Genomic DNA, 22,566 nt, shown 5'->3' on the forward strand with positions numbered 1-22,566 from the left:
GCAAGTCCTTACAAAGAAACCTTTTCCCAGCGCGGGCAAAGCAGATGAACAACGCAGAAGGCGAGCAGGTACATGACCGACGAGACGACGAAGATCGGTGTGTAATTGCCGCCGGTGGTTTGCAGGATGATGCCGGCGAACTTGGCCATCAGCATCCCGCCGCACGCGCCGGCCAGGCCACCGAGGCCGGCCACGGTGCCTGAGGCATAGTGCGGATAGAGATCGCCCGGCATGGTAAAGAGGTTGGTCGAGAAGCCCTGATGGCCGGCGCAGGCCAGGCCGATCAGCAGCACCGCCCACCACATGTTCGGCATGAAGGTGACGGCCGCCACGGGCAGGACGACAAAGGCCATGATCAGCATGGCCGTCTTGCGCGCCTTGTTGGGCTCCCAGCCGCGTTTCAGGTAGCTGGAGGAGCGCCAGCCGCCGAAGATCGAGCCGATATCGGCCAGCAGGTAGATGGCGACGAGCGGCGGGCCGAAGCCAGACAGCTTGACATCGAACTGTTTGGCGAAAAAGGCCGGCAGCCAGAACAGGAAGGTCCACCACACCGGATCGATCAGGAAGCGGCCGCACATATAGGCCCAGGTCTGGCGGTACTTCAGCATCCGCAGGATGGAGACCTTGTTTGCGGGTTCCTCAACGGTGGTGTCCGACTCGATCCACGCCACTTCGGCAGGGGAAGCCAGCTTGTGGTCGCGCGGTTTGCGATAGAAGATCAGCCACACCACCAGCCAAACCACGGAAAACAGGCCGGTGACGATAAAGGCGGCGCGCCAGCCCCAGGCCAGGGCGATGGCCGGCACGATCAGCGGCGTGACGATGGCGCCGACATTGGCGCCAGCATTGAGGATGCCGATGGCCAGCGCGCGTTCCTTCTTGGGGAACCAGGAATTGGCGGCCACCAGCGCGGCGGGGTAGGTGGCCGCCTCGCCCATGGCCAGGGGCAGGCGCGCGAGGATCATGCCGGTGGTGGAGGTGAAGAGGGCGTGCATCATGTGGCCGGCCGTCCAGATGATCATGGCGAAGCTGTAGCCGGCCTTGGCGCCGATCTTGTCGATGATGCGTCCGGAGATCAGGAAGGCAATGCCATAGACAAGCTGAAAGTAGAAAGCCATATCGGCATAGCCGGTCTCGGACCAGTTATATTGCGCGGCCAGGGTCGGCTTGAGCACAGAAATGACCAGCCGGTCGATATAGGAAATGACCACGGCCAGAAACAGAATGCCGCAAACGATCCAGCGGATATAGCCGGCGGGCTTGGGTATGGCTGTGGCGGTCGTTTCCATGGTATTTTCCTGTATGCGCGGAATTGTCCGCGTCGTTGTTTTTGTTAAGCAAGAAACCCCACCACCATTTGCTGCGCAAATGGTCCCCCTCCCCGGCGGAGCCGGGGAGGTATAAGTAATGCGCTTCTTATACCTCCCCAACTCGTTGGGGAGGGGGACCGCGCTCATTCTTCATGGGCGGGGTGGTGGGGTATCTTACTTTAAGCCTCTTACCAGTTGAACATCGTGCCGTCCTGCAGGCGGTTGACCGGCAGGTAGGCGCGTTTGTAGGGATATTGGGCGGCCTTTTCCTCGTCGATGTCAACGCCCAGTCCTGGCGTTTCCGACGCATAGAGCAAGCCGTCCTTGAAATAGTAGCCGTGCGGGAAGACCTCATCGGTCGCCTCGGTGTGGCGCATATATTCCTGGATGCCGAAATTGGGGATCGAGCGGTCGAAATGCAGGGCCGCGGCCATGCAGACTGGCGAGAGGTCGGTGGCGCCGTGGCAGCCGGTGCGCACATTATATATGTCGGCAAAGGCGGCGATCCGACGCAGGTGCGTAATGCCGCCGGCATGGACGACCGTGGCGCGGATATAGTCGATCAACTGGTTCTGGATCAGCTCCTTGCAGTCCCAGATGGTGTTGAAGATTTCGCCGACGGCCAGCGGAGTCGTCGTATGCTGACGGATCAGGCGGAAATTGTCCTGGTTCTCGGCGACGACCGCATCCTCCAGCCAGAAGGGTCGGTAGGGTTCGAGATCACGGCCCAGCCGCCCCGCCTCGATCGGTGTCAGGCGATGATGGACATCGTGCAGCAGGTGGACCTCTTCGCCCAGGGCCTCGCGGGCGGCTTTGAAAAGGTCAGGCACCACGCGCATATAGGCTTCGGTGTTCCACAGGTTCTCGGTCGGCAGGTCCGCATCGGCTGGCTCATAGAACATCTTGTCCTTTGAGACGCCGTAGGTCGAGGCCAGTCCCGGCACGCCGCATTGCAGGCGGATGGCCTTGTAGCCCTGGGCCTTGTAATCGAGCGCCACATTGACCGTATCCTCTATCGAAACGCCATTGGCGTGGCCATAGACCATCACGGCCTCGCGACTGGCGCCGCCGAGCAATTGATAAAGCGGCAGGCCGGCCACCTTGGCCTTGATGTCCCACAGCGCCATATCGACGGCGGCGATGGCCGACATGGTGACCGGGCCGCGCCGCCAGTAGGCGCCCTTGTAGAGATATTGCCAGATGTCCTCGATCTGGTGGGCGTCGCGGCCGATCAGGCAGGGGATGACGTGGTCCGTCAGATAGCTGGCCACCGCCAGTTCGCGGCCATTGAGGGTGGCATCGCCTACGCCGTAGACGCCCTGGTTGGTCTCGATCTTGAGCGTCACGAAGTTGCGGCCGGGGCAGGTGATGATGACCTTGGCCGACCGGATGACCAGGCCGGACTGACCGTTTTCTGAGCCGCTGGCGCCTGTAGCATTGTTGTTGGGTTCGGCATTGGAGGTCTTGGGGGAATCCATTGGTACACTTGGCCTTTCACTCGCCCGTATCGCTTATATTGGTCATACCAATAATCTATTCTGACCTGATGTAAACCGAAAATGCGGATTCATTTCCTTGATTCCGGCGTCTTGTGTCGAGGGACAGGTGTATGCCTCCAGAGTCTACGTTGTGGCGACTGTGCGCGAGGGGCGTTGTCCTGATGTTATGTGGTTTTCGCGCGTCAGCAGCGTTTCAAAAGCGCAACACATCTGACCAATAAGTGAAAATTCTTCTTATGCAGCGACATGGGCGCGGGAGGTGCAAATTTATAAAAATAAAAATAAACTCAGTGATTTGAGCAGATTTTACTTCGGGTAACGATGTTTTACCTTTCGCGCTTTTAGTGCGACTTATGGCGAAAACGTGATGTTGTTGCGTCAAAATTGGTCAGGCCATTATTGACAATTTCAGACAGGCCAATTACGAAGGCGGCATGTGATCGCTACCAGATTGTGGCGGCGCCAAAGAATTGCACACGAACTGCAAATCCAGACAGGGAAACCATCATGCCAAAAACTTCGGGTCACGCCCGCCATACGTTCAAGGTCGCGCTGCTTGGCGCCACCCTGCTGACCGGCCTTGCCGGCATCGCCAATGCCCAGGACGCCGCCCAGAATGCAGCGCCCGCCGCCGCACCCGCGGATGACAATACGGTTGTCGTCGTCACCGGCTATCGCGGCAGCCTGCTGAATTCGACCTCGGCCAAGAAGCGCGCCACGGGCTTCGAGGATTCGATCTTCTCCGAAGACATGGGCAAGTTCCCCGATACCAACCTGGCGGAATCGTTCAACCGCATTCCCGGCATCACCATTGCCCGCGAAATCACCGGCGAAGGCACAACCATCGCCATTCGCGGCCTGGGCTCCAGCTTCACAAAAGTGCTGCTGAACGGCGCGCCGGTGGCCGTGGCCTCGACCGGTGATGTCAATACCAGCAACACCAACCGCGAAGTCGACCTCGATATCTTCCCGCCGGAACTGTTCACCCAGTTGACTGTCACCAAATCGGCCTCGGCCAGTCAGGTCGAGGGCGGTGCCGCCGGCGCTGTCAATATGCGCCAGGCGCGCCCGTTCGATTTCAAGGGCGACAAGGTCCAGTTCTCGCTGGAAGGCAGCAAGAACAGCCAGGCCGATGACATGGGCTATAAGGGCTCGCTGATGTTCTCTAAGAAGTGGGGCAATTTCGGCGTCCTGGCCGGCGTGGCCTATCAGCACAGCCCGATCAATGCCGAGGGCTTTGAATCGGTCGGCTGGACCAATGCCAGCCTGAATGCCGCCATGAATCCGGCCTCCACCCGCAACAATACCGGCGGCGGCAACTGGACCATTCCGGCCACCGTGCCCGCCAATGCCGGCAATGGCCTGACCACCGGCGCCACCATCGACGAGGCCCTGCTGCTGGCGCTCAATCCCGGCGTCAGCATCGAGGCCATCGACAACGGCATCATCCCGCGCCTCGGCCGCCCCATGCACTATTACGGCTCGCGCGACCGCACCAGCGGCATCCTCAGCCTCGAATACCGCCCGTCCGACACCCTGCGCTTCTGGCTCGACAGCATGGCCGCGCAGAAGGACAATGACCAGCAGCGCACCGACATGAATTTCGTCGGCCGCAGCGGTTCATTCATCCCGCTCAATATGAAGGTCGATCGCTCGGACTGCACCAATGGCTGCGTGATAACCGATGCCACCCTGGCCAATGCCCAGTTCTTCCTCGAATACCGGCCGTTCATCGAAACCAACAAGTTCTATTCGATCAATCCCGGCTTCGCCTGGAACATCAATGATCAGTTGAAGTGGACCTTCGACGCCAATTACACGCACAGCGATTTCCGCCGCGATTCGCCGACCGTCCTCTTGATTACCCCGGCCAGCTCGGGCGTCACGGCCACCTACACCAATCATGACGGCAACCCGACCTTCACCTCCAATGTCGATCTGAACGATCCGGCCAGCTTTGGCTGGGCCGGCGGCCGCCTGAACATCCAGTCCGAGGCGCGGACCACCATGACGCGCGGCTTCCACACCAATATCAACTGGGGCACGCCGGAGTTCAATATGGAGCTGGGCCTGGCCTATGACGACACGTCGCGCCGGATCACGCCGTATGACAATTCCCAAGCCTGGCAAAACGCCGCCTGCGGCAACAATCCGAACGTCTACCTGCCAGGGCCGAATTCGCAGCCGGCCTGCAAGGGCGAGGTCATCACCGACCTGGCCTCGGCCGTTGCCGCGGGCTATCCGGCCTATCCGGGCCTCGGCACCGGCTTCTCTGCCGGTACGCCGGCCCTGGCCTATGGCGGCTCCCTGATCCCGCAGTCCAGCCTGGGTGATTACCTGGTGCCGGGCCCCTACGGCTACGTCAACATCAACTGGGACAAGTTCGCCGCCGATTCTCACTATTACGACTTCCTGGCCAGCGCGCCGGTGGCCGGCGGATCGAACATCAACTCGCCGCGCTCCTTCCTGCGTGAAAAGGTACAGGGCGCCTATATCCAGATCAATGGCGACCGGGACCTCTTCGGTCATCGCCTGCGTTACGATTTCGGCGTCCGGGCGATCACCACGGACCAGATCATCGGCGGCCAGAACTCGATCCCCGATCCGCGCAACACCTCGACCACGCTGGATGGCGCCAAGTACCCCAATATCGTCGTCTTCACCTACAACACGACGCGCTACAAAAACTACCTGCCGTCGGCCAATTTCGCCTACAATATCAAGGACAACCTGATCGGCCGCTTCGCCGCCTCTACCACCATGACCCGGCCTAACCCGTCGAGCATGTTGCCGGGCCTGAGCTTCGGCGATATCTCGGCCTTCAATGGCAGCCTCGGCAATGCGTCGCTGACGCCCTATATTTCCAAGAACCTCGATTTCGGTCTGGAATGGTATACCGGCAAGGAAGGCTATGTCTCGCTGGCCGCCTTCAACAAGCGCATCAACGGCTTCACCCTGAACCAGAACACCCTCTATCCGTTCTCGTTCCTGGCGCAGTACGGCGTGACCTATGAGACCCTGAACCAGTCGCAGAAGGACGCTATCGATCTGCGCGGCGGCCCGTCCGCGGCCCAGGTCAATATCAGCCAGCCGTTCAATGCCAGCGGCGAACTGAAGATTGACGGTCTTGAATTCGCCTGGGTCCAGCCGCTCGACCGCTTCTGGGCGCCGCTGGAGGGCTTCGGCTACAGCACCAACTACACCTATATCAAGCAGAAGGGCACCGGCGCCGCTCCGGCCATCGCGCTGGGCGTTCCGGAAAAGACCTGGAACTTCACGGCCTTCTACGAAAAGAACGGCTGGTCGGTGCGCCTGTCAGATACCTATCGTGACGGTTCGCAGGCGACGCTCGGCAACCAACAGGGCATTGCCGCGGCGACCCTGTTCAACGAAAGCTACGAGCAGCTCGATCTGGCGGCCAGCGTCAATCTGAAACAGGCTTTCGGCTTCAGCCGCGACATGGAGTTGACTCTGAATGCCACCAACCTGACCGACGCGACCCAGACCCAGAACTTCCAGTTCGATGGCGCGCCCAACTACTGGTACAAGGCGGGCACCACGATTTCGGTCGGTATTCGCGGCAAGTTCTAGCCACTTCCCATCCAGGTAAACCTCCCCGCTCTGGTGGTGCGTCTTCTGGCGTGCCACCCTTTTTTTGGATAATGTCCTTGCACAGGAAGGAAACCCCATGACCCGTCTGTTCAGACCTCTTGCCGCCGTGGCCTGCGCCGCGCTTTTATCGACCCCCGCCCTGGCCGCCGATATCCCGCACCTGGCCACCCAGGGCACTACGAAGCAACTGATCGTCGATGGCAAGCCCTTCCTGATCCTGGGGGGCGAATTGGCCAATTCAACGGCCTCCAGCCTCGATTATCTCAATACCAAATGGCCGACCCTGAAATCCGTGGGGCTGAATACGGTCATCGCCCCGGTCGAATGGGACCAGGTTGAGCCGCAACCCGGAAAGTACGATTTCACCGTGCTCGACGGCATGATCAAACAGGCCCGGCAGAATGATGTGAAACTGGTGTTGCTGTGGTTTGGCGCCTGGAAGAACTCGATGTCGACCTATGTGCCGGCGTGGGTGAAGCGGGATTACGCCACCTATTCGAGAGCGCAGGATGACAAGGGGCAGCCGCAGGATATCCTGTCGCCGTTCGATCCCGATACCCTGGCCGCCGATGCCGGCGCTTTCTCGGCGGTGATGGCGCATCTGAAGCAGGTGGATACAGCCCATACCGTGGTCATGATACAGGTGGAAAACGAGATCGGCATGTTGCCGGTTGTGCGCGACTACAGTCCGCAGGCGCAAGCGGCCTGGAACGGGCCGGTGCCGGCCGACCTGATCGCTTACCTGAAGGCACATCGGGAGACGCTGGACCCTTACGTGCGCACGCTGTGGGAAGCCAACGGCCTGAAGGATAGCGGCACCTGGCCGGAGGTTTTCGGCCCCTCCATCCAGGCGCAGGAAGTCTTCCAGGCGTGGTATTTCGCCAGCTTCGCCAATGGCCTGGCGAAAGCTGGCAAGGCGCAGTATCCACTGCCGATGTATGTCAATGCCGCCCTGATCCGGCCAGGCAAGGCGCCGGGCCAGTATCCGAGCGCCGGGCCTTTGCCGCATCTGTTCGATGTCTGGAAGCCCGCGGCGCCCGATATCGATATCCTGGCCATCGACATGTATTTCCCGAACTTCATGGAATGGGCCGATAAATTCAAGCGGCCGGATAATCCGTTCTTCATTCCGGAGGCCAATCAGGCGGGCAAGCCGGAAGCCGGCGCCAATGCCTTCTATGCCATCGGCCAGCTCGATTCGATCAGCTTTTCGCCGTTTTCGATCGACAATATCAAACCGGAGAACAGCGCCAATCTGACGGGGGCCTATGACGTGCTGAAGCAATTGTCGCCGCAGATCCTGGCGGCGCAAGGCACGGGCCGGATGCGCGGTTACCGCCCGCGCGTCTCCTTCGATGGCGTGGTCGATGAGACACCGCAGTCCTTTATACTCGGCGGCTATCGCTTCACGGTCAGCTTCGTCGATCCGTGGACACCAAAGGACAAGCAGGACATCGCTTCGAATGGCGGCCTGATCATCCAGACCGGCGATGACAGTTTCATCGTGGCCGGCAAGGGCGTGGTGGTCACCTTTGAGGACGCGGAAGCGGCCAGGCAGGCCGTCGGCATAGAACAGATTGTCGAGGGGCGCTATGTGGATGGCGTGTGGAAGCCCGGCCGCTGGCTGAATGGCGATGAAAGCCACCAGGGTCGACATCTGAAGATCAATGCCGACGGGTTTGGCATCCAGCAACTGAAGCTGTACAAATTCCGCTGAGGGGCAGGGGCTTTTTGATTGAACGCGGACATGTTAACGATCATATGATTCCGCGTTCATCCTTCATTTTCCGCACCGATGTCAGATTCCAGAAAGCTTTACCGCAAGATCGCCGATTCCATCGCCGCCGAGATCGAATCAGGTCGCTATAAGCCAGGGGACCGGCTGCCGACCGAGCGTGAACTGGCGCTGCAATACGGCGTCAGCCGACCGTCCCTGCGCGAGGCGATGATCGCCCTGGAAATTTTGGGCCTGATCGAGGCCAAACACGGCCTCGGCATCACGGTGTCAAGCAAGAAGCAGCGTGCGCCGGCCTTTACCGATGCCGAGATCGGCGCCTTCGAACTGATCGAGGCCCGCCGTCTGCTGGAAGCGGAGGTCGCGGCGCTGGCTGCCACCCTGATCAGCGAGGAACAGATCGCCGAACTGGAAGCGCTGGTTCAGAAAATGGGCGATGCCGATCCGGTGGCGGCTGAAAAGGCCGACCGCGAATTCCATATCCTGATCGCCCAGAGCACCGGCAACGGCGCCCTGACCACTTGTGTCGAAAATCTGTGGGACTGGCGCTATCATTCGCCGCTGGCGCGCAATGTGCTGGCGCGCGCTGCCGATCTCGGCATGAATGACCGGATTGCCGAACATACCGATATCCTGACCGCGCTGAAGAACCGCTCGGTGGCGGCGGCGCGTCAGGCCATGCACGAACATATGGATCGGGTGATCGAGCACCTGCTGCGCGCTACCGAGATGGTGGCGGTCGAGAACGCGCGCAAGGCCAGCAGCGAGCGCCGCATGGCCGTTGCCACGCGCATGAAGGCGCTGAAAAAAGGGCGCTAAAAGCCTATCGCGCCAGCCAGCCGCCATCCACCGGCAGGGTGATGCCGTTGACATAATCCGAGGCGCTGGAGGCGAGGAAGACCGCGGCGCCGGCCATGTCCGACGGTTGGCCCCAGCGGCCGGCGGGGATGCGTTCTAGGATCGAATGGTTGCGGGCTTCATCGGCCTGGAGGGCAGCGGTGTTGTCGGTGGCCATATAGCCCGGCGCGATGGCGTTGACATTGACGCCCCTGGCCGCCCACTCATTGGCCAGCAGCTTGGTGATGCCGGCAATGCCCGATTTCGAGGCGGTGTAGGAGGGCACGCGGATACCGCCCTGGAAGCTGAGCATCGAGGCGATATTGATGATCTTGCCGGCGCCTTGGGCGATCATGTGCCGGCCGCAGGCCTGGGCCAGGAAGAAGGCTGATTTCAGGTTGAGATCAATCACCGCGTCCCAGTCGGCTTCGGTGAAATCGACGCTGTCGGCACGGCGGATCATGCCGGCATTGTTGACGAGGATATCAAGCCCGCCAAGCTCTGACAGGGTGGTCGAGACGATGCGATCTATCGGTTCGATTGAGGTCAGGTCGGCGGCGATGTGGATGGCCTTGCGGCCCAGTGCCTTGACCGCCTCGACCGTTTTGGTTTCCGTCCGCGTGGAGATAACGGCGATATCGGCCCCGGCCTTTGCGAGCGCCAGGGCGATGCCCTGACCCAGGCCCTTGTTGCCGCCGGTGACAAGGGCGACCTTGCCGGTCAGGTCGAAGAGTTTGCTCATAAAATGTCGTTTCCACTGATAACTTATGGGTGCAGCGTCCGTGACCCTGCTTAGGCCAACTGGCAGATATCAAGCACATTCATGTCGGTATAGTCGAGGTTTTCCCCGCCCATGGTCCAGATGAAGGCGTAGTTGCTGGTGCCGCAGCCCATATGGATCGACCACGGCGGCGAGACCACGGCCTCGTTATTGGCCATGACGATGTGGCGGGCATTATCCGGCTGGCCCATGAAGTGGAAGACGCGGTCATTCTCGCCGAGACCGAAATAGAAATAGACCTCCGAGCGGCGGTCATGCAGGTGCGGCGGCATGGTGTTCCATACCGAACCGGGAGCGAGAATGGTCAGGCCGAGCAGCAACTGGCAGGATTTGGCCGTGGTCGGCACGATATACTGATAGATGACGCGCTGGTTGGATTGTTCCAGCGAGCCGCGCTCCAGCGGCACGGCCTTGTCGATGGAGATCTTGACCGTCTCGTAGCGGGCATGAGCCGGCGTCGAGGTCAGGTAGAAGAGGGCGGGATTGGCGGCGTCATCTGAGGTAAACAGCACCTCGGCCGAGCCCATGGGGATATAGAGGCCATCCTTTTGCGCCAGGTCGTAAACCACGCCATCGACCGACACCTTGCCCGTGCCAGCGCCGACATTGATGACGCCCAGTTCGCGGCGCTCAAGGAACGGATGTCCGGCGGCGGAGGCCGGTTCTGTCTGGTCGGGCAGCTTGACTGTGCCCTTGACCGGCGCGGCGCCGCCGATGACGAAACGCTCGAAATGGGTGTAGTTCAGCACCACGGCATCCGGCGCGAACAGGCCCGTCATCAGGTATTTGTCGCGAAGGTCGGCATTATCCGCGCCCTTCATCATGTCCGGATGGGTGGCGTAAAGCGTCTTGGCGTAGTGGCTGGTACACATGGTCTTATTCCCGTTTGAAAAGGCTTATTCGGACGTTTTCCGTTCGATTCCTCGTTGTTTATGTGTTGTGGTTTGTACGTTTGGTAACCGGTGTCATTTATTTTGGCAACACAATTCTGGAGCAGCGTCACAGGTCGGCCTGAGGCACCCCTGAAGAGCCGCGCACGATCAGGGCCGAGGCCACCGTTATGGCCGGGTCAGTGGGGGAAGCCTTGGTGACGAGCAGATCAGCGGCCATGCGCGCCATTTCGCGGGTCGGCAGGCGAACTGTCGTCAGCGGCGGCGACAGGCGGTCGGCGATCGGCGCATCGTCGAAACCGATCAGGGTCAGATCGCCGGGTATAGCCAGGCCGGCTTCAAAAGCGGCCTTGTAGGTGCCGGCGGCCATTTCGTCATTGGCGCAGATGATCGCCGTGGGGCGGTCAGGCCGGCTGAGAAGGCGCCTCGCTGCGGCATAGCCGGACTCGAAACTGTAATTTCCCGTTTCATCGAGGTCCGGCGCGATGGCGATGCCATGCGCGGCCAGTCCGGTCTCGAAACCGTGCCGGCGGACATGGGCCGAAGGATAGTCAGGATTGCCGCCGATGTAGCCGATGCGGCGATGACCGAGCGCGGCGATATGCGCGCCGGCCTCGGCGCAGCCGATATCATCGCAAGATACGATTTCCCGCCCAATGGAAGTATTGCTATCGCCGGAGGTGCGCGCCGTTACCCGCACGCGCGGTACCTTCAGTTCGTCGAGCAGGTCCAGCAACCGGCGGTCCTCGGCGATCGGCGGCAGGACGATGACGCCGGAGGGCCGCTGGCTTTCCAGAAAGTCGCGCAGTTCGGAAATGAAGGTTTCGCTGTGCCAGGTACAGGGATGGACGACCAGTTCGATGCCCGAACCGCGCAGGCGGTCCAGCGCGCCCATCTGCATGTTGACGATATATTGGGCATTGGGATTGTCGTAGATCAGGCCGATCAGCAGGGCCCGGCGAAAGGCCAGACCGCGCGCCTGCGGATCGGGCCGGAAGCCGATGCGCGTAATGATGTCGGCGATCTCGTCGCGGGTCCGCGCATGGACGCTCGGCGAGTTGTTGATGACGCGCGAGACGGTCTTTTTGGAGACTCCGGCCAGCCGGGCCACATCATTTATGGTCGCCTTCCTGCGACGGCCGAGAAAGGCTTCAATCGTCTCCGTCATCCCGCCTCCCCGGAATTCGCCCCCTTGCAAAGGGCGTTGATTAGCTTTATGACACCGGTTACCATACTATAAGGCGGACGTCACGCATCGATTTCACGCAAGGAGTCGAGCGGGCGGACCGAAGACGGCCGAACCGGCCGAAACAGGGTTTGAAAAGAAGGAAACGCTATGTCTTTCAAAAAGATATTATGGCTGTGCGGCGTCATGGCCCTCGCTGCCCCATTCCAGGCTTCTCTAACCATGGCGGCAGCGCCGGCGACAGCGGATTTTCATCTGAACCGGTCGACCTATGATGTCCTGGGCTGGGCCGCGGCCACCCAGGGCGGCAAGGGGGGGCGCATCCTTCGCGTCACCAATCTCAATGAAAGCGGGCCGGGCTCCTTCCGCGCGGCGGTGGAAGCCGAAGGGCCGCGCATCGTGGTTTTCGAGGTTGGCGGCGTCATCGATCTCGACAGCGCCTCGATCCGCATCAAAAATCCGTTCCTCACCATTGCCGGCCAGACGGCGCCTTCGCCAGGCATCACCTTCATCAAGGGCGAGTTCAACATAGCCACCCATGATGTGATCGTGCAGCATATCATGGTCCGCACCGGCGAGGCCGGCCACCCCACGAAAAGCGGCTGGGAAGCCGATGGCCTCTCCGCCAACGGGGCCTATAATGTCATTGTCGATCATTGCAGTTTCTCATGGGCGACCGACGAGAACCTGTCGGCGTCCGGGCCGCGCTTCAAGGGGGCGGGCATCAGCGAATGGCGGCAGAACACCTCGCATGACATTACCTACAGCCATAACCTGGTTTATGAAGGGCTGGCGAAATCGACCCACGGCAAGGGCGAGCATTCCAAGGGCGGCCTGATCCACGACAATGCCACGGGCATCCTGCTCTATGCCAATCTCTATGCCTCGAACGAGGAGCGCAATGCCCTGTTCAAGGGCGGGGTTCATGCCGCCGAGGTCAATTCGATGATCTATAATCCGGGACAGAAGGCGGTTCATTACAACCTGATCGCCCATGAATGGGAAACCCATCCGTTCGAGACCGGGATGATCACCCTGATCGGCAATGTCTATCGCCAGGGGCCGGATACGGTGACCGCCACGCCGCTCTTCAGCTTAGGCGGCGATGGCGACGTGTCGCTGTACATGCGCGATAATATCGCCGTCGATCCCTATGGAACACCGGTGGCCCAGACCGGCCGCTACACCACCGGTTCGGCGAAAATCGTCAAGGCCCAGACGCCTTATCTGCCGGAGAATATGCCGATCATTCCGGCAGCGCGGCTGGAGGATGAAATCTACGAATCCGTCGGCGCCCGTCCCTGGGACCGTGACGACGTCGATTTCAAGATCCTGTCGGATGTGGCCGAGGGGCGCGGTGAGATCATCGATTCCGAGACGCAGAACTATTACGGCTATCCGAAATATCAGCGCACCGATGCGCCGTTCAACGAAGCCGACTGGAACCTTGACGACATGAGCCCCAAGGCCGGCTGGGCGTCGCTATATGCGAAGTCGGCGCCGAAGCACTGATGCAGGTCATCCGGCTGGCGGCGGGGGCGGAGAATATTTTTGAGTGCATGGATGGTGAATGCATCGCCGTGCATATTCATCATCCGGAACTGCACGTCTATCCAGTGGACAGACCGGCGGCGCGGGTTCTGGTCTGTCCCGGCGGCGGCTACACGCGCCTGATGGCTGACAAGGAAGGCGCGAAAATCGCGGCCTGGCTGGGCGGACTGGGTTATGAGGCCAGCGTACTCATTCATCGCCTCCCTGGTGCCGATGGTCATCCGCACGACATTGCTTTGACCGATGGCCTTTTGGCGCTGGATCATCTGGGCCGGGATTTGCCGCTATTCATTATGGGACTGTCCTCTGGCGGCCATCTGGCTATGGTGTTGGCAAGTCAGAGGGCGGTTGCCGGCGTGCTGGCGGTTTATGCGCCCTTGAGCGGTAATCATCGTGATCATAAGGTGCCGTCGGGTAAGACTGATTTCGCGCCTCCGGAAAAGCAAGCCTTTTACGACGAGTGGCCCGTGGGCCTGTCCGTCATGCCGGACGGTCCGGTTTTCCTGGCCTATGCGCTGCATGATGGCGTGGTCCCCGTCGAAAATGCGCTGCGTTTCATTTCCGCCGCGCGCGACGCCGGCATCGATCTGGACGCGCATATTTTCGGAACAGCGCCGCATGGCTTCGCCCTGCGTCACAGGGATGGAACTCATGCTGCCTGGCCTGATCTGGCGGCGCGCTGGCTTGAGATCAGGTGCCCTGCTGGGTGAAGGGCACCCTGGCGAAGAGCTTGCGCTCCTCGCCACGCGGATCATTGGCCAGTTGCGGCGGCAGGTCCATCAGCATTGTTTCGCGCTTTGCCATTGAATAGGGTTTCCAGTCCGGCAGGGCGGCGGTTTGCGGTGAACCCGTGCGGGCAAAAGCAATGAAGGCATCCGAGAACAGATCGGCCATTTTGCGGGCGTCTGTGCTGTCAGTGGTGATGCTGTCGGGCACGCCGGTGGTGCGGAAAACCAGAGGGATATCGATGGTGTGGGGCGCACCCAGCCGGCCGCCGTCTTTCGGCGTTTGCCAGTCGACCTGATAGGCGTAAGTGACCGCGCCTGACTTTGCGCGGGCCTCCAGTTCCTCGATCGCGCCGCGCCACGAACGTCCGGCCGTGGTGGCGGCAAAAAAGACATCGGACGGCGACATCTGCGGATAAAGCCGGCGGTAGGTATTGATCACCATATAGGGATCGATATCGACGCGGTATTGCGGCGGCAGTTTTGCTGGCAGTTCTTCCCAGGTCAGGGCGAAATTATGCGGATCGCCCCCCAGGAAGGCGCGGGTTTCATCGTGCGTATTGCCGATCATCATCGGTATGTCAGCGGATTGCGCCGGGGCATCGGGCCAGAACGGATGGCGGAACAGGACAGTTTCATCGAGCACCGGGCCGAAGTACAGCCCGCCCTTGCCGATCACCGGATCGGTGGCCTTCAGCGCCGCCACCAGGTCAGCCATGGGCAGGGTCTGCACCTGCGCCAGTCCAGCGGCATCAGGTTTGAGCCCAAGTTCAGCGAGGAAGGTTATGGCGCGTTGGCTGGCGTTGCCGGGGCCTGAGGCGGTGACCTGCTGGCCGCTCATGGTGGTGGCGCGGTGGAACAGGCCCCTGGCTGTCGGGGTCGCCATCATTGTGGCAATCTTGGCACCGCCGCCGGACTGGCCGAAGACCATGACACAACCGGGATCACCGCCGAAGGCCGCGATATTGTCACGCACCCATTCGAGCGCCAGATTGATATCGAGCTGGCCGCAATTGCCGGAAAAGGCCAGCGGTCCCGGCGCGCCTGTGACCTCGTGTTCCAGCCGTGCCAGATAGAGATAACCGAAGGCGTTCAGGCGGTGATTGAGGGTTACCACCACCACATCGCCGCGCAAGGCCAGATTGGTGCCGTCATAGAGCGGGCTGCCGCCGGAGCCGGTATTGTAGGCGCCGCCGTGGATATAGACCATGACCGGCCGTTGCTTGCCCGCGCTGGCTTGCGGCGTCCAGATATTGAGGAACAGGCAGTCTTCGCTTTGGCCGTAAGGATCGGGCGTACCGGCTTGCGGGGCCGCCGCACCATAATGATCGGCGATATAGGGTTTTGTCCACGGTTGCGGCTTTACTGGCGGCCTGAAGCGCGCTTTGCCGTTATTTGGGCCGTTATTTGGGCCGGTATCCTGGCCGTAACGCAGGCCGAGAAAGACATCGACGCCGCTCTTTGACTGTCCAATCACCGGACCGGCTTGCGTCATCACTTGCGGTGTGTTGGTCCTGGCGAGCGCAGGCACGGCCATAAGGCCGGCGGCGGCGCCCATGAACTTCAGGCTGTCGCGGCGGTTCATTGCGCGGCCTGCGGATGGGCGAGGCTCCACTTGGCGTAAGCCTTGAAGACCTTCTGCGGCGCGGTGTTGAACCAGGCATAGCCATTGCGGCGCTCCAGGCTGATTTCGTTGACATCGTCGTGCAGCGTCTTGTCGCGGTCGCCGAAGATCGGCTTGCCGGTGGCCGCCACATAATAGCGCGCCCACAGGTCGGGCGCGCCGGGGCTGGCGATCAGCTTACGGCCCGCGGCCTTATCGCCGCCATCGGTCCAGGCGACATCGTGCAGCGCCACCTCATGCAGCCATTTGACGCCGTCATGCACCGCTGCCACGACCTGCGGCGACGGATCGCGCAGCTTCATCAGATAGACGAGCAGGCTGGCGCTTTCGGCGCTGGAAAGGGCATCGGGCTCGAAATTGCGCGCCGCCACCGGTTGTTCGGTCAGAGCATCATGCTGCTGGCCCCAGACGGTGCGATGGCCATTGACGCGCACCTGCGTGGCCAGGATGCAGGCGATGGCCTTATCACGCGCGGCGGCGGCCTTCTGGCGTGTGGCCTCCGGCACGAAGGCGTAATCGCCATTGCCAGAGGCGATATCCGACATCAGTTCGGCGGCGTGAACCAGGGCGTCGTCATTGAAGGTGATGGCGTCATGATAACCGCCTTCCAGCGGCCAGACCTGCGGCCAGCCGCCATTGGGGAACTGGGCATTGAACAGATAGGCCGCGCCCTTATCGAAAGCGGCGCGGTAGGGCAGGCCGTCAGAGCCGGGCAGGGCCGTGATGACGCGCGCCAGGAACTGGAGTTCGGTGATGGTGGCGTCGTTATCGAGCGTGCCGACATAGTGCCAGTGCTCGTCACGTGCGATATCGAAATCGCCGGGCGCGACGAAATGCGAATTGTTGTCTCCCGCCCACGGCTGGCCGGGTATGCGCAGAGCACCGTCGCGTGACTGGTTCTTGCTCCAGCCGCCGGCCGGGGTCTGGAAACTGACAATAACATCGGCGATATGGCGGGCTTCCGGCGTGGCGTACCATTCAGAAGCGCGATCGAGCGGCATGGTCTTCTCACTGTCGCCACGCATTTTCACAGGCACGAAATCGCCCGGCGTCCCTTCGGCGGCCAGGGCGGCGCGATCGGCGGCCATCTGCGCTATGGAACGATCGAGATAGGTCCGCCAGGCCGGCTGCGCATCCGGCGGCAGGGTGTTGATGCGCTCGGCAGTGATCGCCTGAGCCGCGGTATTGACGCCGACGACTGCGGCGAAGGCAGGGGTAGCCAGGAGTACCGTCATGATGGAAAGGGCAGAAAGGCGTAGTTTCATGGTGGCACTCCTATGGGATAATATACGGACGCAGATCAGGCACGTTTTTGGACAGTTCCTCGCTGACAAGACCGGAAATCATGTCGGCACCCGTCTTGCCCAGGTGCGTATAATCGAAAGCCTGTTTGGCGAAGGCCATCTGATCAAAGGCTGGCGCCGGTGGCGAGGCCGGTGCCTTGGCGGCAGAAATGGTGGTGCCCGTACCGGCAGCCGCCACGACGTCGGGCGGCGGCGGCACCTGGGCCAGTGACATGGCCTGCAGCGGACCCAGCGCCTGCACCACGGCGCGGCTGCGGGCATGGAGATCGACCAGAGGCACATTCATGTCGGCGGCCACCTGACGCGTGGCCGCCGCCCAGGACGCCAGATCGTCATCTAGCTGGCCGTCCTTGAAACTGCGCCGCGTCAGGGGCGTGACCAGCACCGGAATGGCGCCGGCGGCGCGGGCCTCGCTGACATATTGCCGGATAAAGGCGGGAAACTCGGTCTTCAGGTCGGTGGAACGGCCCGGCTTGCCCGGCTGGTCGTTATGGCCGAACTGGATCAGCACCCAGGTTTTGGCATAGCCGCCGGATTTCATCTCGGCCAGGGCGATATTCCATGACCCTTCGGCGCGGTAGCTGAAGCTGGAACGTCCGCCGCGCGCCAGGTTGATACAGGCGGCAAAAGAGGTCAGGTGATCGGCGCAAAAGGCGCCGCCCCAGCCGCTTTGCACCGCCGTGGTCGAATCGCCGACCATTATGACCCTGACCGCGCTGATCTGCTTGGTCTGGGCGCGTGCTTCGGCGTCGGCTTGAGTCAGGGTTTGTCCATGCGCCGTGGTGGCGAGACAGACGAAGGCCAGGGTGGTGAGGACAGATTTCATATCAAAGCGCCCTGTAGATGAAGTTGCGGAAACGGGCCTCGCCCTTGCCGGCGGCATAAAGGCCGGGGCGCAGCATCAGGAAGCCGCCGCGCACATTGTGGTGGTAGCCGGAAACCTCCATGCCGCGATCAAAACGCGTCCAGCTCTGACCGTCCGCCGACGTATGGAAACTGACGATATGACGGTTGTTGCGCACGCGCAGATGCATCCGGCGGCCATGGGGATTGGCGGGGCGGCCGCGCTCGATGCCGTACTGATGGGTGATGAAGGTGTTTTCATCGAACCCCAGTCCGCAATAGAGGCTGGAATCGTAAAACAGCAACAGGCCGGCGCGGGTGCCCGGATCGATTTCGATGTCGCACTCGAATTCATAAGCCAGGTCGCCGGCCACGCACAGCAGCGGCGCGGAAGAGGACGGGGCCTCACCACGCGCTGCCAGGTGGAGGATGCCGTTTTCGCGGCGGATGCGACTGGTTTCATCGGCGGCCGGATTGAATAAGTTCCATTGTCGGCCATATTTGTCGGCCGTGAAATCGTCGGACAACGCAAGGCCGTGCGGCGTGGCCGGACCCGGCAGGGGCTTTTTAATCGGTTGCGACAGGTCGCCGCCGCCGAAATCGAACCAGCCGTCAGCGCTCCAGGTGACCGGCGCCAGCAGGGTCTGGCGGCCCAAGGTCCAGAAGCCATTCTCATAGCCGTGATAAACGCCCCACCAGTCGCCTTTGGGGCCTTCCACGAGCGTGGCGTGGCCGCGCGACCACCATTTTTCTTCGAGCGAGGCCGTATGAACCAGCGGATTGCGCGGATGCTGTTCCCACGGGCCATTGATCGAGCGCGATCGCGCCGCGATGACCATGTGGCCGGTGGGCGGTCCCGCCGTGCCGCCGACCGCCAGGATCAGGTAGTAATAATCGCCGTGACGGGTGACCTTGGGGCCTTCGGGTGAGAAACTTTCGACATCCCATTCCGCCGGATAATGCCACGGGTCATAAACATGCTCCGGCGCGCCGATGGTTGATAAGCCATCATCGGCCAGCCGCACACGGTCGCCGCCACTTAAGTAAAGCCAGCGCGCGCCGTCTTCGCCGACCGCATGGCCGGGGTCGATATGGTCAGGCAGGTTGAGATCGATCGGGTCCGACCACGGCCCCCTGATGTCGTCGGCCCAGATGACCCAGGAGGTGGTCTTGCTGCCGGGTGTCTTCGTCTGCTTTGTCGGGATGTAGAGGTAGTAGCGGCCCTTGTGTTTACAAAGCTCCGGCGCCCAGACAGAACCGATATTGCGGGTCAGTGCCGCCGTTACCGGCTGCCAGTTCACCAGGTCACGCGAATGCCAGATGAGCAGGCCGGGATAGGCTTCGAAGGTCGAGAAGGTCATGTAATAGTCGGCGCCGTCCTTCAGGATCGACGGATCGGGATGGTCACCGGCCATGATCGGATTGAGGAAGGTGCCGTCGCCGAGATCGGCCCGGCGCTGGCCCTCCACGCCACGCGCCGATGCAGGCGAAGCTGCATCGCTGCCAGCGGGCAGGCCGAAGAGCAGGGCACCCAGTCCGGCTGATTTCAGGGCGTCGCGGCGGCTGGCTTTCGGCATGACCTCTCCTTCAAAAACATCCCCGCTCATAAAAAGGGGGCGCCGGATGACTCCGGCGCCCCAGTCATGACAGGAGGAGGGATACGCTTAGTACTTGTAACGCAGGCCGAGATAATACTGGCGGCCCGAGGTGCCGTAGTCGTACAGCAGGTTCTGGGCGGTATTGCCCTGGACCGTGTTGTAGGCAACGTAACGGTCATCCGCTTCGTTGGTGAGATTGATGCCTTCCAGGACCAGGGTCAGTTGGTTGTTGATCTTGTAGGTCATCTGGGCATCGAAGTTGAGGGTCTCGTGCTTGCCCCAGAAATCGGCCGAGGAGCCGGGCGAAAGCTGGGACAGGTAGCCGTCGCGGTACGAAGCGGCGATGCGGCCGGAAAGCTTTTCACCTTCATAATAGAGCGTGGCGTTCCAGGCTTCCGGAGACAGGCCCAGCAGATCGGCTTCGGTCGTCGTCGTGTCGCTGGCACCGATGTAATACTGAATCTGCGATTCGACGTGTGTGTAGTTCAGGATGCCGCCGGTCCGGCTGAGGAAGCCGGGCAGGAAGGTGAACGGCTTCTGAATATTGATTTCAAAACCCTTCAGATCGCCACCCGGCGTGTTGACGGGGGTGGTAACGTCATATTCAACGTCACTGGTCTCGCCCAGGTCGGCATAATTGTAGCCCAGTTCGCTCAGCTTGGCGGACGTGACGCGCGACTGGATATAGCTCTTGATGTCCTTCTGGAACACACCCAGCGTGACCAGCGTGTCCTTGTCCGGATACCATTCGAGCGAGACGTCCATGGTGTTGGCGCGAACCGGATCGAGGTAGGGATTGCCCGTTTTCAGCGTCTTCTTGGTGGTGTCGATCGAACCGCCGCCGGGTGTCATTGAGAGCAGGGTCGGACGCGCCATGGTCTTGGCGGCCGCAAAGCGGACATAGACATTTTCCAGTGGCTCGATCATCACGTTCATCGAAGGCAGCGAGTCGTCATAGCTGCGGCGGATGGTGGTCAGGGTCGGCGCGCCGGATCCGCCGATGTAACCGCTGACAGTGGTCTGGGTCCGGACCTGGCGCGTACCGATATTGCCGCGGAACGGCATGTCGGCGAGCTGGCCCTTGAAATCGGCCTGCACGTAATAACTGGTATCGACTTCCTCGGCATCGCGGTTGCCGGCGAGCGAAGACGAGTTGGTCGTATTGACTGTGAATGTGCCGTAGCTGTTGGTGCAGTTGCAGTTGTAATCGAAAGTGCTGCGGATCTTATCGAGATTGGGGATCAGATAGGTGTTGCCGCCCACCGTCACCGTCTCGGAATAGCCGGCAATATCGGTGTTGATCGCGTCAACGATGGCACCGGAGGCGTCTTCGTCGCGTTTCAGAGGATCACTGGTGAAGCGACCGTATTCCGTGGAGTTAAATTCATACTTCTTGCTGGAGGCGCCGAACTTGATGTCGATATTGTCGGTCAGTTCGTATTTCAGGTCGAGCTTGGCGGTAGCGAAGCTGTTTTCGACCGATTGGGGGCGCAGGCGGATCAGCGAAGCGTCGCCATTGGTCTTGCTGCTGGAATAGGTCCAGTAACAGGCCTGATCAGGCGAACAGCCGGTCGATGAGGTGCCATAGTCGAAGACCGGATGCGTCATGTCCGAATAGTCGTAGCTGTAGCCATCGACATTGTAGGATTCAAACGTGAAGGTCGTCTGTTCCGGGTTGTCCTGCAGCGAATCCGAAGCGCCGATCAGCAGCTTGGAGGTGAGGCGATCACCCCAGTTCTGGTCCCAGGTCAGGTTGAGTTGCTGGAAGGTGGTCTTCAGTTCGTCATAGCGGTGTTCGGCGCGGATATCGACATCGTTGAACGACGCCTTGGTCATGGTGCCTTCGTCGTCGATCGTGTAGTTATAGACGCCCGAATTGGGGAAACCCGCGCCGTTGCGGCTGAAGGAAATGCCCTCGATTTCCCATTCATCGCGGTTGGAGCCGAAGGTAGCGTACATGCCTTCCAGGGTGAACAGGGTGTCGGGGTTTGGCCGCATCTGGAAGGCGGCGGTGATTCCCAGGCGCTCCTGGTCGGTCTCGAAGTGATTGTAGCGCGGAATGCGCGGGTGCAGGGCGTGGCTGATCTTGATCGCTTCCGGATCGGTCAGGACCGGGTTCTTGGAATTGTCTTCGGCCTTGTTGCACTGGCTGGACGAATTGTTGGCGCAAGGCGTGACCGGGATGAAGGTCAGGCCACCGTCGGTGCTGTAGCTGCCGATCCGGCCGGCATTGCCATTGGCATAGGCATTTTCCCAGCGCGTGGTGTTGGTCGAATCCTCGATCACCGTACGCGTACCGTAGGCGACCGAGAGCAGGGCGCCCAGCTTGCCGTCGGCCCAGCGGTTGGAGATCATGAAGGTGCCGCGCGGTTCGGTCTGTTTGGAGGCGTCATTATAACCGGCCTGAAGCGAGCCGGCCATGGTGAAGCCCTTGTAGTCGAAGGGGCGGGCAGTTTGCAGGTCGACCGTGGCGCCGAGCGAGCCTTCCTCGATCTCGGCCGACAGCGACTTGCGCACGGTCAGCGAGTTGAACAGGTCGGCAGCAAAAACGTTGAAGTCGAAGCCGCGGCCGCGATTGGTGCCGCCTGAAGAATCCTTGGAGCCGGTGGTGGCCAGGGCTTCCAGGCCGTTCAGGCGGGTGCGCGAAAATTCCGAATTGAGACCACGCACCGTGATTTGTTTGCCTTCGCCGCCGTCCCGGTCGATCGAGACGCCCGGAATGCGCTGCAGGCTTTCCGCCAGGTTGAGGTCAGGGAACTGGCCGATATCTTCCGACTTGATCACGTCGATCATATCGGTGGAACGCTTCTTCTCGCTGATGGCGGTTTGCAGCGAACCCCGGAAGCCTGTGACGATAACGAGGGTCGAATCATCGGCCGGCGCGGCGGCAGGTGCGGCGGCCGGTGCTGCATCCTGGGCCATGGCGGGCGCCGCGTACAGGCTGCCGGCGGCCAGGGTAATGGCGGCGACGGATGCGCTCAGGGCGAGGGCTTTGGTGAATGTGGACGCAGTTCGGGCGTCGGTCGGTTTCAGCATCGGTTTTTACTCCCCGTTTTGCCAACAGTCCGGAC

The 22,566-nt window shown here is 61.3% G+C and carries 15 protein-coding genes; 5 read left to right on the forward strand and 10 right to left on the reverse strand.

Going from position 1 to position 22,566, the window contains the following annotated elements:
- Positions 1-8: 8 nt before the first annotated feature.
- Both ACTHND_RS04130 and manD read right to left on the reverse strand, forming a co-directional pair.
- Positions 9-1,289 carry an MFS transporter gene (locus ACTHND_RS04130; protein WP_440176049.1) on the reverse strand — a complete coding sequence of 427 codons (1,281 nt, stop codon included), beginning with the start codon at positions 1,287-1,289 and terminating at the stop codon, positions 9-11.
- A 209-nt stretch (positions 1,290-1,498) separates the two neighbouring features.
- Entirely contained in the window at positions 1,499-2,707 is a 1,209-nt protein-coding gene (manD, locus tag ACTHND_RS04135; RefSeq protein WP_440176289.1) for a D-mannonate dehydratase ManD, read from the reverse strand.
- A 609-nt stretch (positions 2,708-3,316) separates the two neighbouring features.
- On the opposite strand from manD, the gene ACTHND_RS04140 reads away from it, so the two are divergent.
- The 3 genes from ACTHND_RS04140 to ACTHND_RS04150 all read left to right on the forward strand — a co-directional run bounded on the left by ACTHND_RS04140 (position 3,317) and on the right by ACTHND_RS04150 (position 8,975).
- A complete protein-coding gene (locus ACTHND_RS04140) occupies positions 3,317-6,400 on the forward strand; it encodes a TonB-dependent receptor (RefSeq protein WP_440176050.1) in 3,084 nt (1,027 codons plus the stop codon).
- Between the two features lie 97 nt (positions 6,401-6,497).
- Positions 6,498-8,138: a GH35 family beta-galactosidase gene (locus tag ACTHND_RS04145; RefSeq protein WP_440176052.1), complete on the forward strand. Its 1,641-nt coding sequence runs from the start codon at positions 6,498-6,500 to the stop codon at positions 8,136-8,138.
- A gap of 78 nt (positions 8,139-8,216) precedes the next feature.
- Positions 8,217-8,975 carry a FadR/GntR family transcriptional regulator gene (locus ACTHND_RS04150; RefSeq protein ID WP_440176054.1) on the forward strand — a complete coding sequence of 253 codons (759 nt, stop codon included), beginning with the start codon at positions 8,217-8,219 and terminating at the stop codon, positions 8,973-8,975.
- 4 nt (positions 8,976-8,979) lie between these two features.
- On the opposite strand, the gene kduD is transcribed toward ACTHND_RS04150, so the two are convergent.
- From kduD to ACTHND_RS04165, 3 genes are all read right to left on the reverse strand, one after another.
- Complete coding sequence (gene kduD / locus ACTHND_RS04155; RefSeq protein ID WP_440176057.1) at positions 8,980-9,735, reverse strand: 2-dehydro-3-deoxy-D-gluconate 5-dehydrogenase KduD; 756 nt, start codon at positions 9,733-9,735, stop codon at positions 8,980-8,982.
- A gap of 50 nt (positions 9,736-9,785) precedes the next feature.
- Entirely contained in the window at positions 9,786-10,646 is an 861-nt protein-coding gene (gene kduI, locus ACTHND_RS04160; protein WP_440176059.1) for a 5-dehydro-4-deoxy-D-glucuronate isomerase, read from the reverse strand.
- A gap of 127 nt (positions 10,647-10,773) precedes the next feature.
- Complete coding sequence (locus ACTHND_RS04165; RefSeq protein WP_440176060.1) at positions 10,774-11,832, reverse strand: LacI family DNA-binding transcriptional regulator; 1,059 nt, start codon at positions 11,830-11,832, stop codon at positions 10,774-10,776.
- 168 nt (positions 11,833-12,000) lie between these two features.
- Here ACTHND_RS04165 and ACTHND_RS04170 point away from each other — a divergent pair, with 168 nt between their 5' ends.
- Together ACTHND_RS04170 and ACTHND_RS04175 are read left to right on the forward strand one after the other, a co-directional pair.
- Entirely contained in the window at positions 12,001-13,362 is a 1,362-nt protein-coding gene (locus ACTHND_RS04170; protein WP_440176062.1) for a pectate lyase family protein, read from the forward strand.
- The gene (locus tag ACTHND_RS04175; protein ID WP_440176064.1) at positions 13,362-14,111 is read left to right on the forward strand and encodes an alpha/beta hydrolase; all 750 of its coding nucleotides are present in this window, start codon (positions 13,362-13,364) and stop codon (positions 14,109-14,111) included. Before ACTHND_RS04170 ends, ACTHND_RS04175 begins: the two co-directional genes overlap by 1 nt.
- Here ACTHND_RS04175 and ACTHND_RS04180 read toward each other — a convergent pair.
- The 5 genes from ACTHND_RS04180 to ACTHND_RS04200 all read right to left on the reverse strand — a co-directional run bounded on the left by ACTHND_RS04180 (position 14,092) and on the right by ACTHND_RS04200 (position 22,531).
- Positions 14,092-15,711 carry a carboxylesterase/lipase family protein gene (locus tag ACTHND_RS04180; RefSeq protein ID WP_440176066.1) on the reverse strand — a complete coding sequence of 540 codons (1,620 nt, stop codon included), beginning with the start codon at positions 15,709-15,711 and terminating at the stop codon, positions 14,092-14,094. The genes ACTHND_RS04175 and ACTHND_RS04180 overlap by 20 nt on opposite strands.
- A complete protein-coding gene (gene pelA / locus ACTHND_RS04185; RefSeq protein ID WP_440176067.1) occupies positions 15,708-17,015 on the reverse strand; it encodes a pectate lyase in 1,308 nt (435 codons plus the stop codon). The genes ACTHND_RS04180 and pelA overlap by 4 nt, the downstream gene beginning before the upstream one ends.
- Positions 17,016-17,025: 10 nt before the next feature.
- Complete coding sequence (locus ACTHND_RS04190) at positions 17,026-17,880, reverse strand: rhamnogalacturonan acetylesterase (RefSeq protein WP_440176068.1); 855 nt, start codon at positions 17,878-17,880, stop codon at positions 17,026-17,028.
- Between the two features lies 1 nt (position 17,881).
- Positions 17,882-19,474, reverse strand: a complete 1,593-nt coding sequence (locus ACTHND_RS04195; RefSeq protein ID WP_440176069.1) for a family 43 glycosylhydrolase — start codon at positions 19,472-19,474, stop codon at positions 17,882-17,884.
- An 87-nt stretch (positions 19,475-19,561) separates the two neighbouring features.
- Entirely contained in the window at positions 19,562-22,531 is a 2,970-nt protein-coding gene (locus tag ACTHND_RS04200) for a TonB-dependent receptor (protein ID WP_440176070.1), read from the reverse strand.
- Between the last annotated feature and the right edge of the window lie 35 nt (positions 22,532-22,566).

Origin of the sequence: Asticcacaulis sp., assembly GCF_051954415.1 — a bacterium.
In the GTDB taxonomy this organism is placed as follows: Bacteria; Pseudomonadota; Alphaproteobacteria; order Caulobacterales; family Caulobacteraceae; genus Asticcacaulis.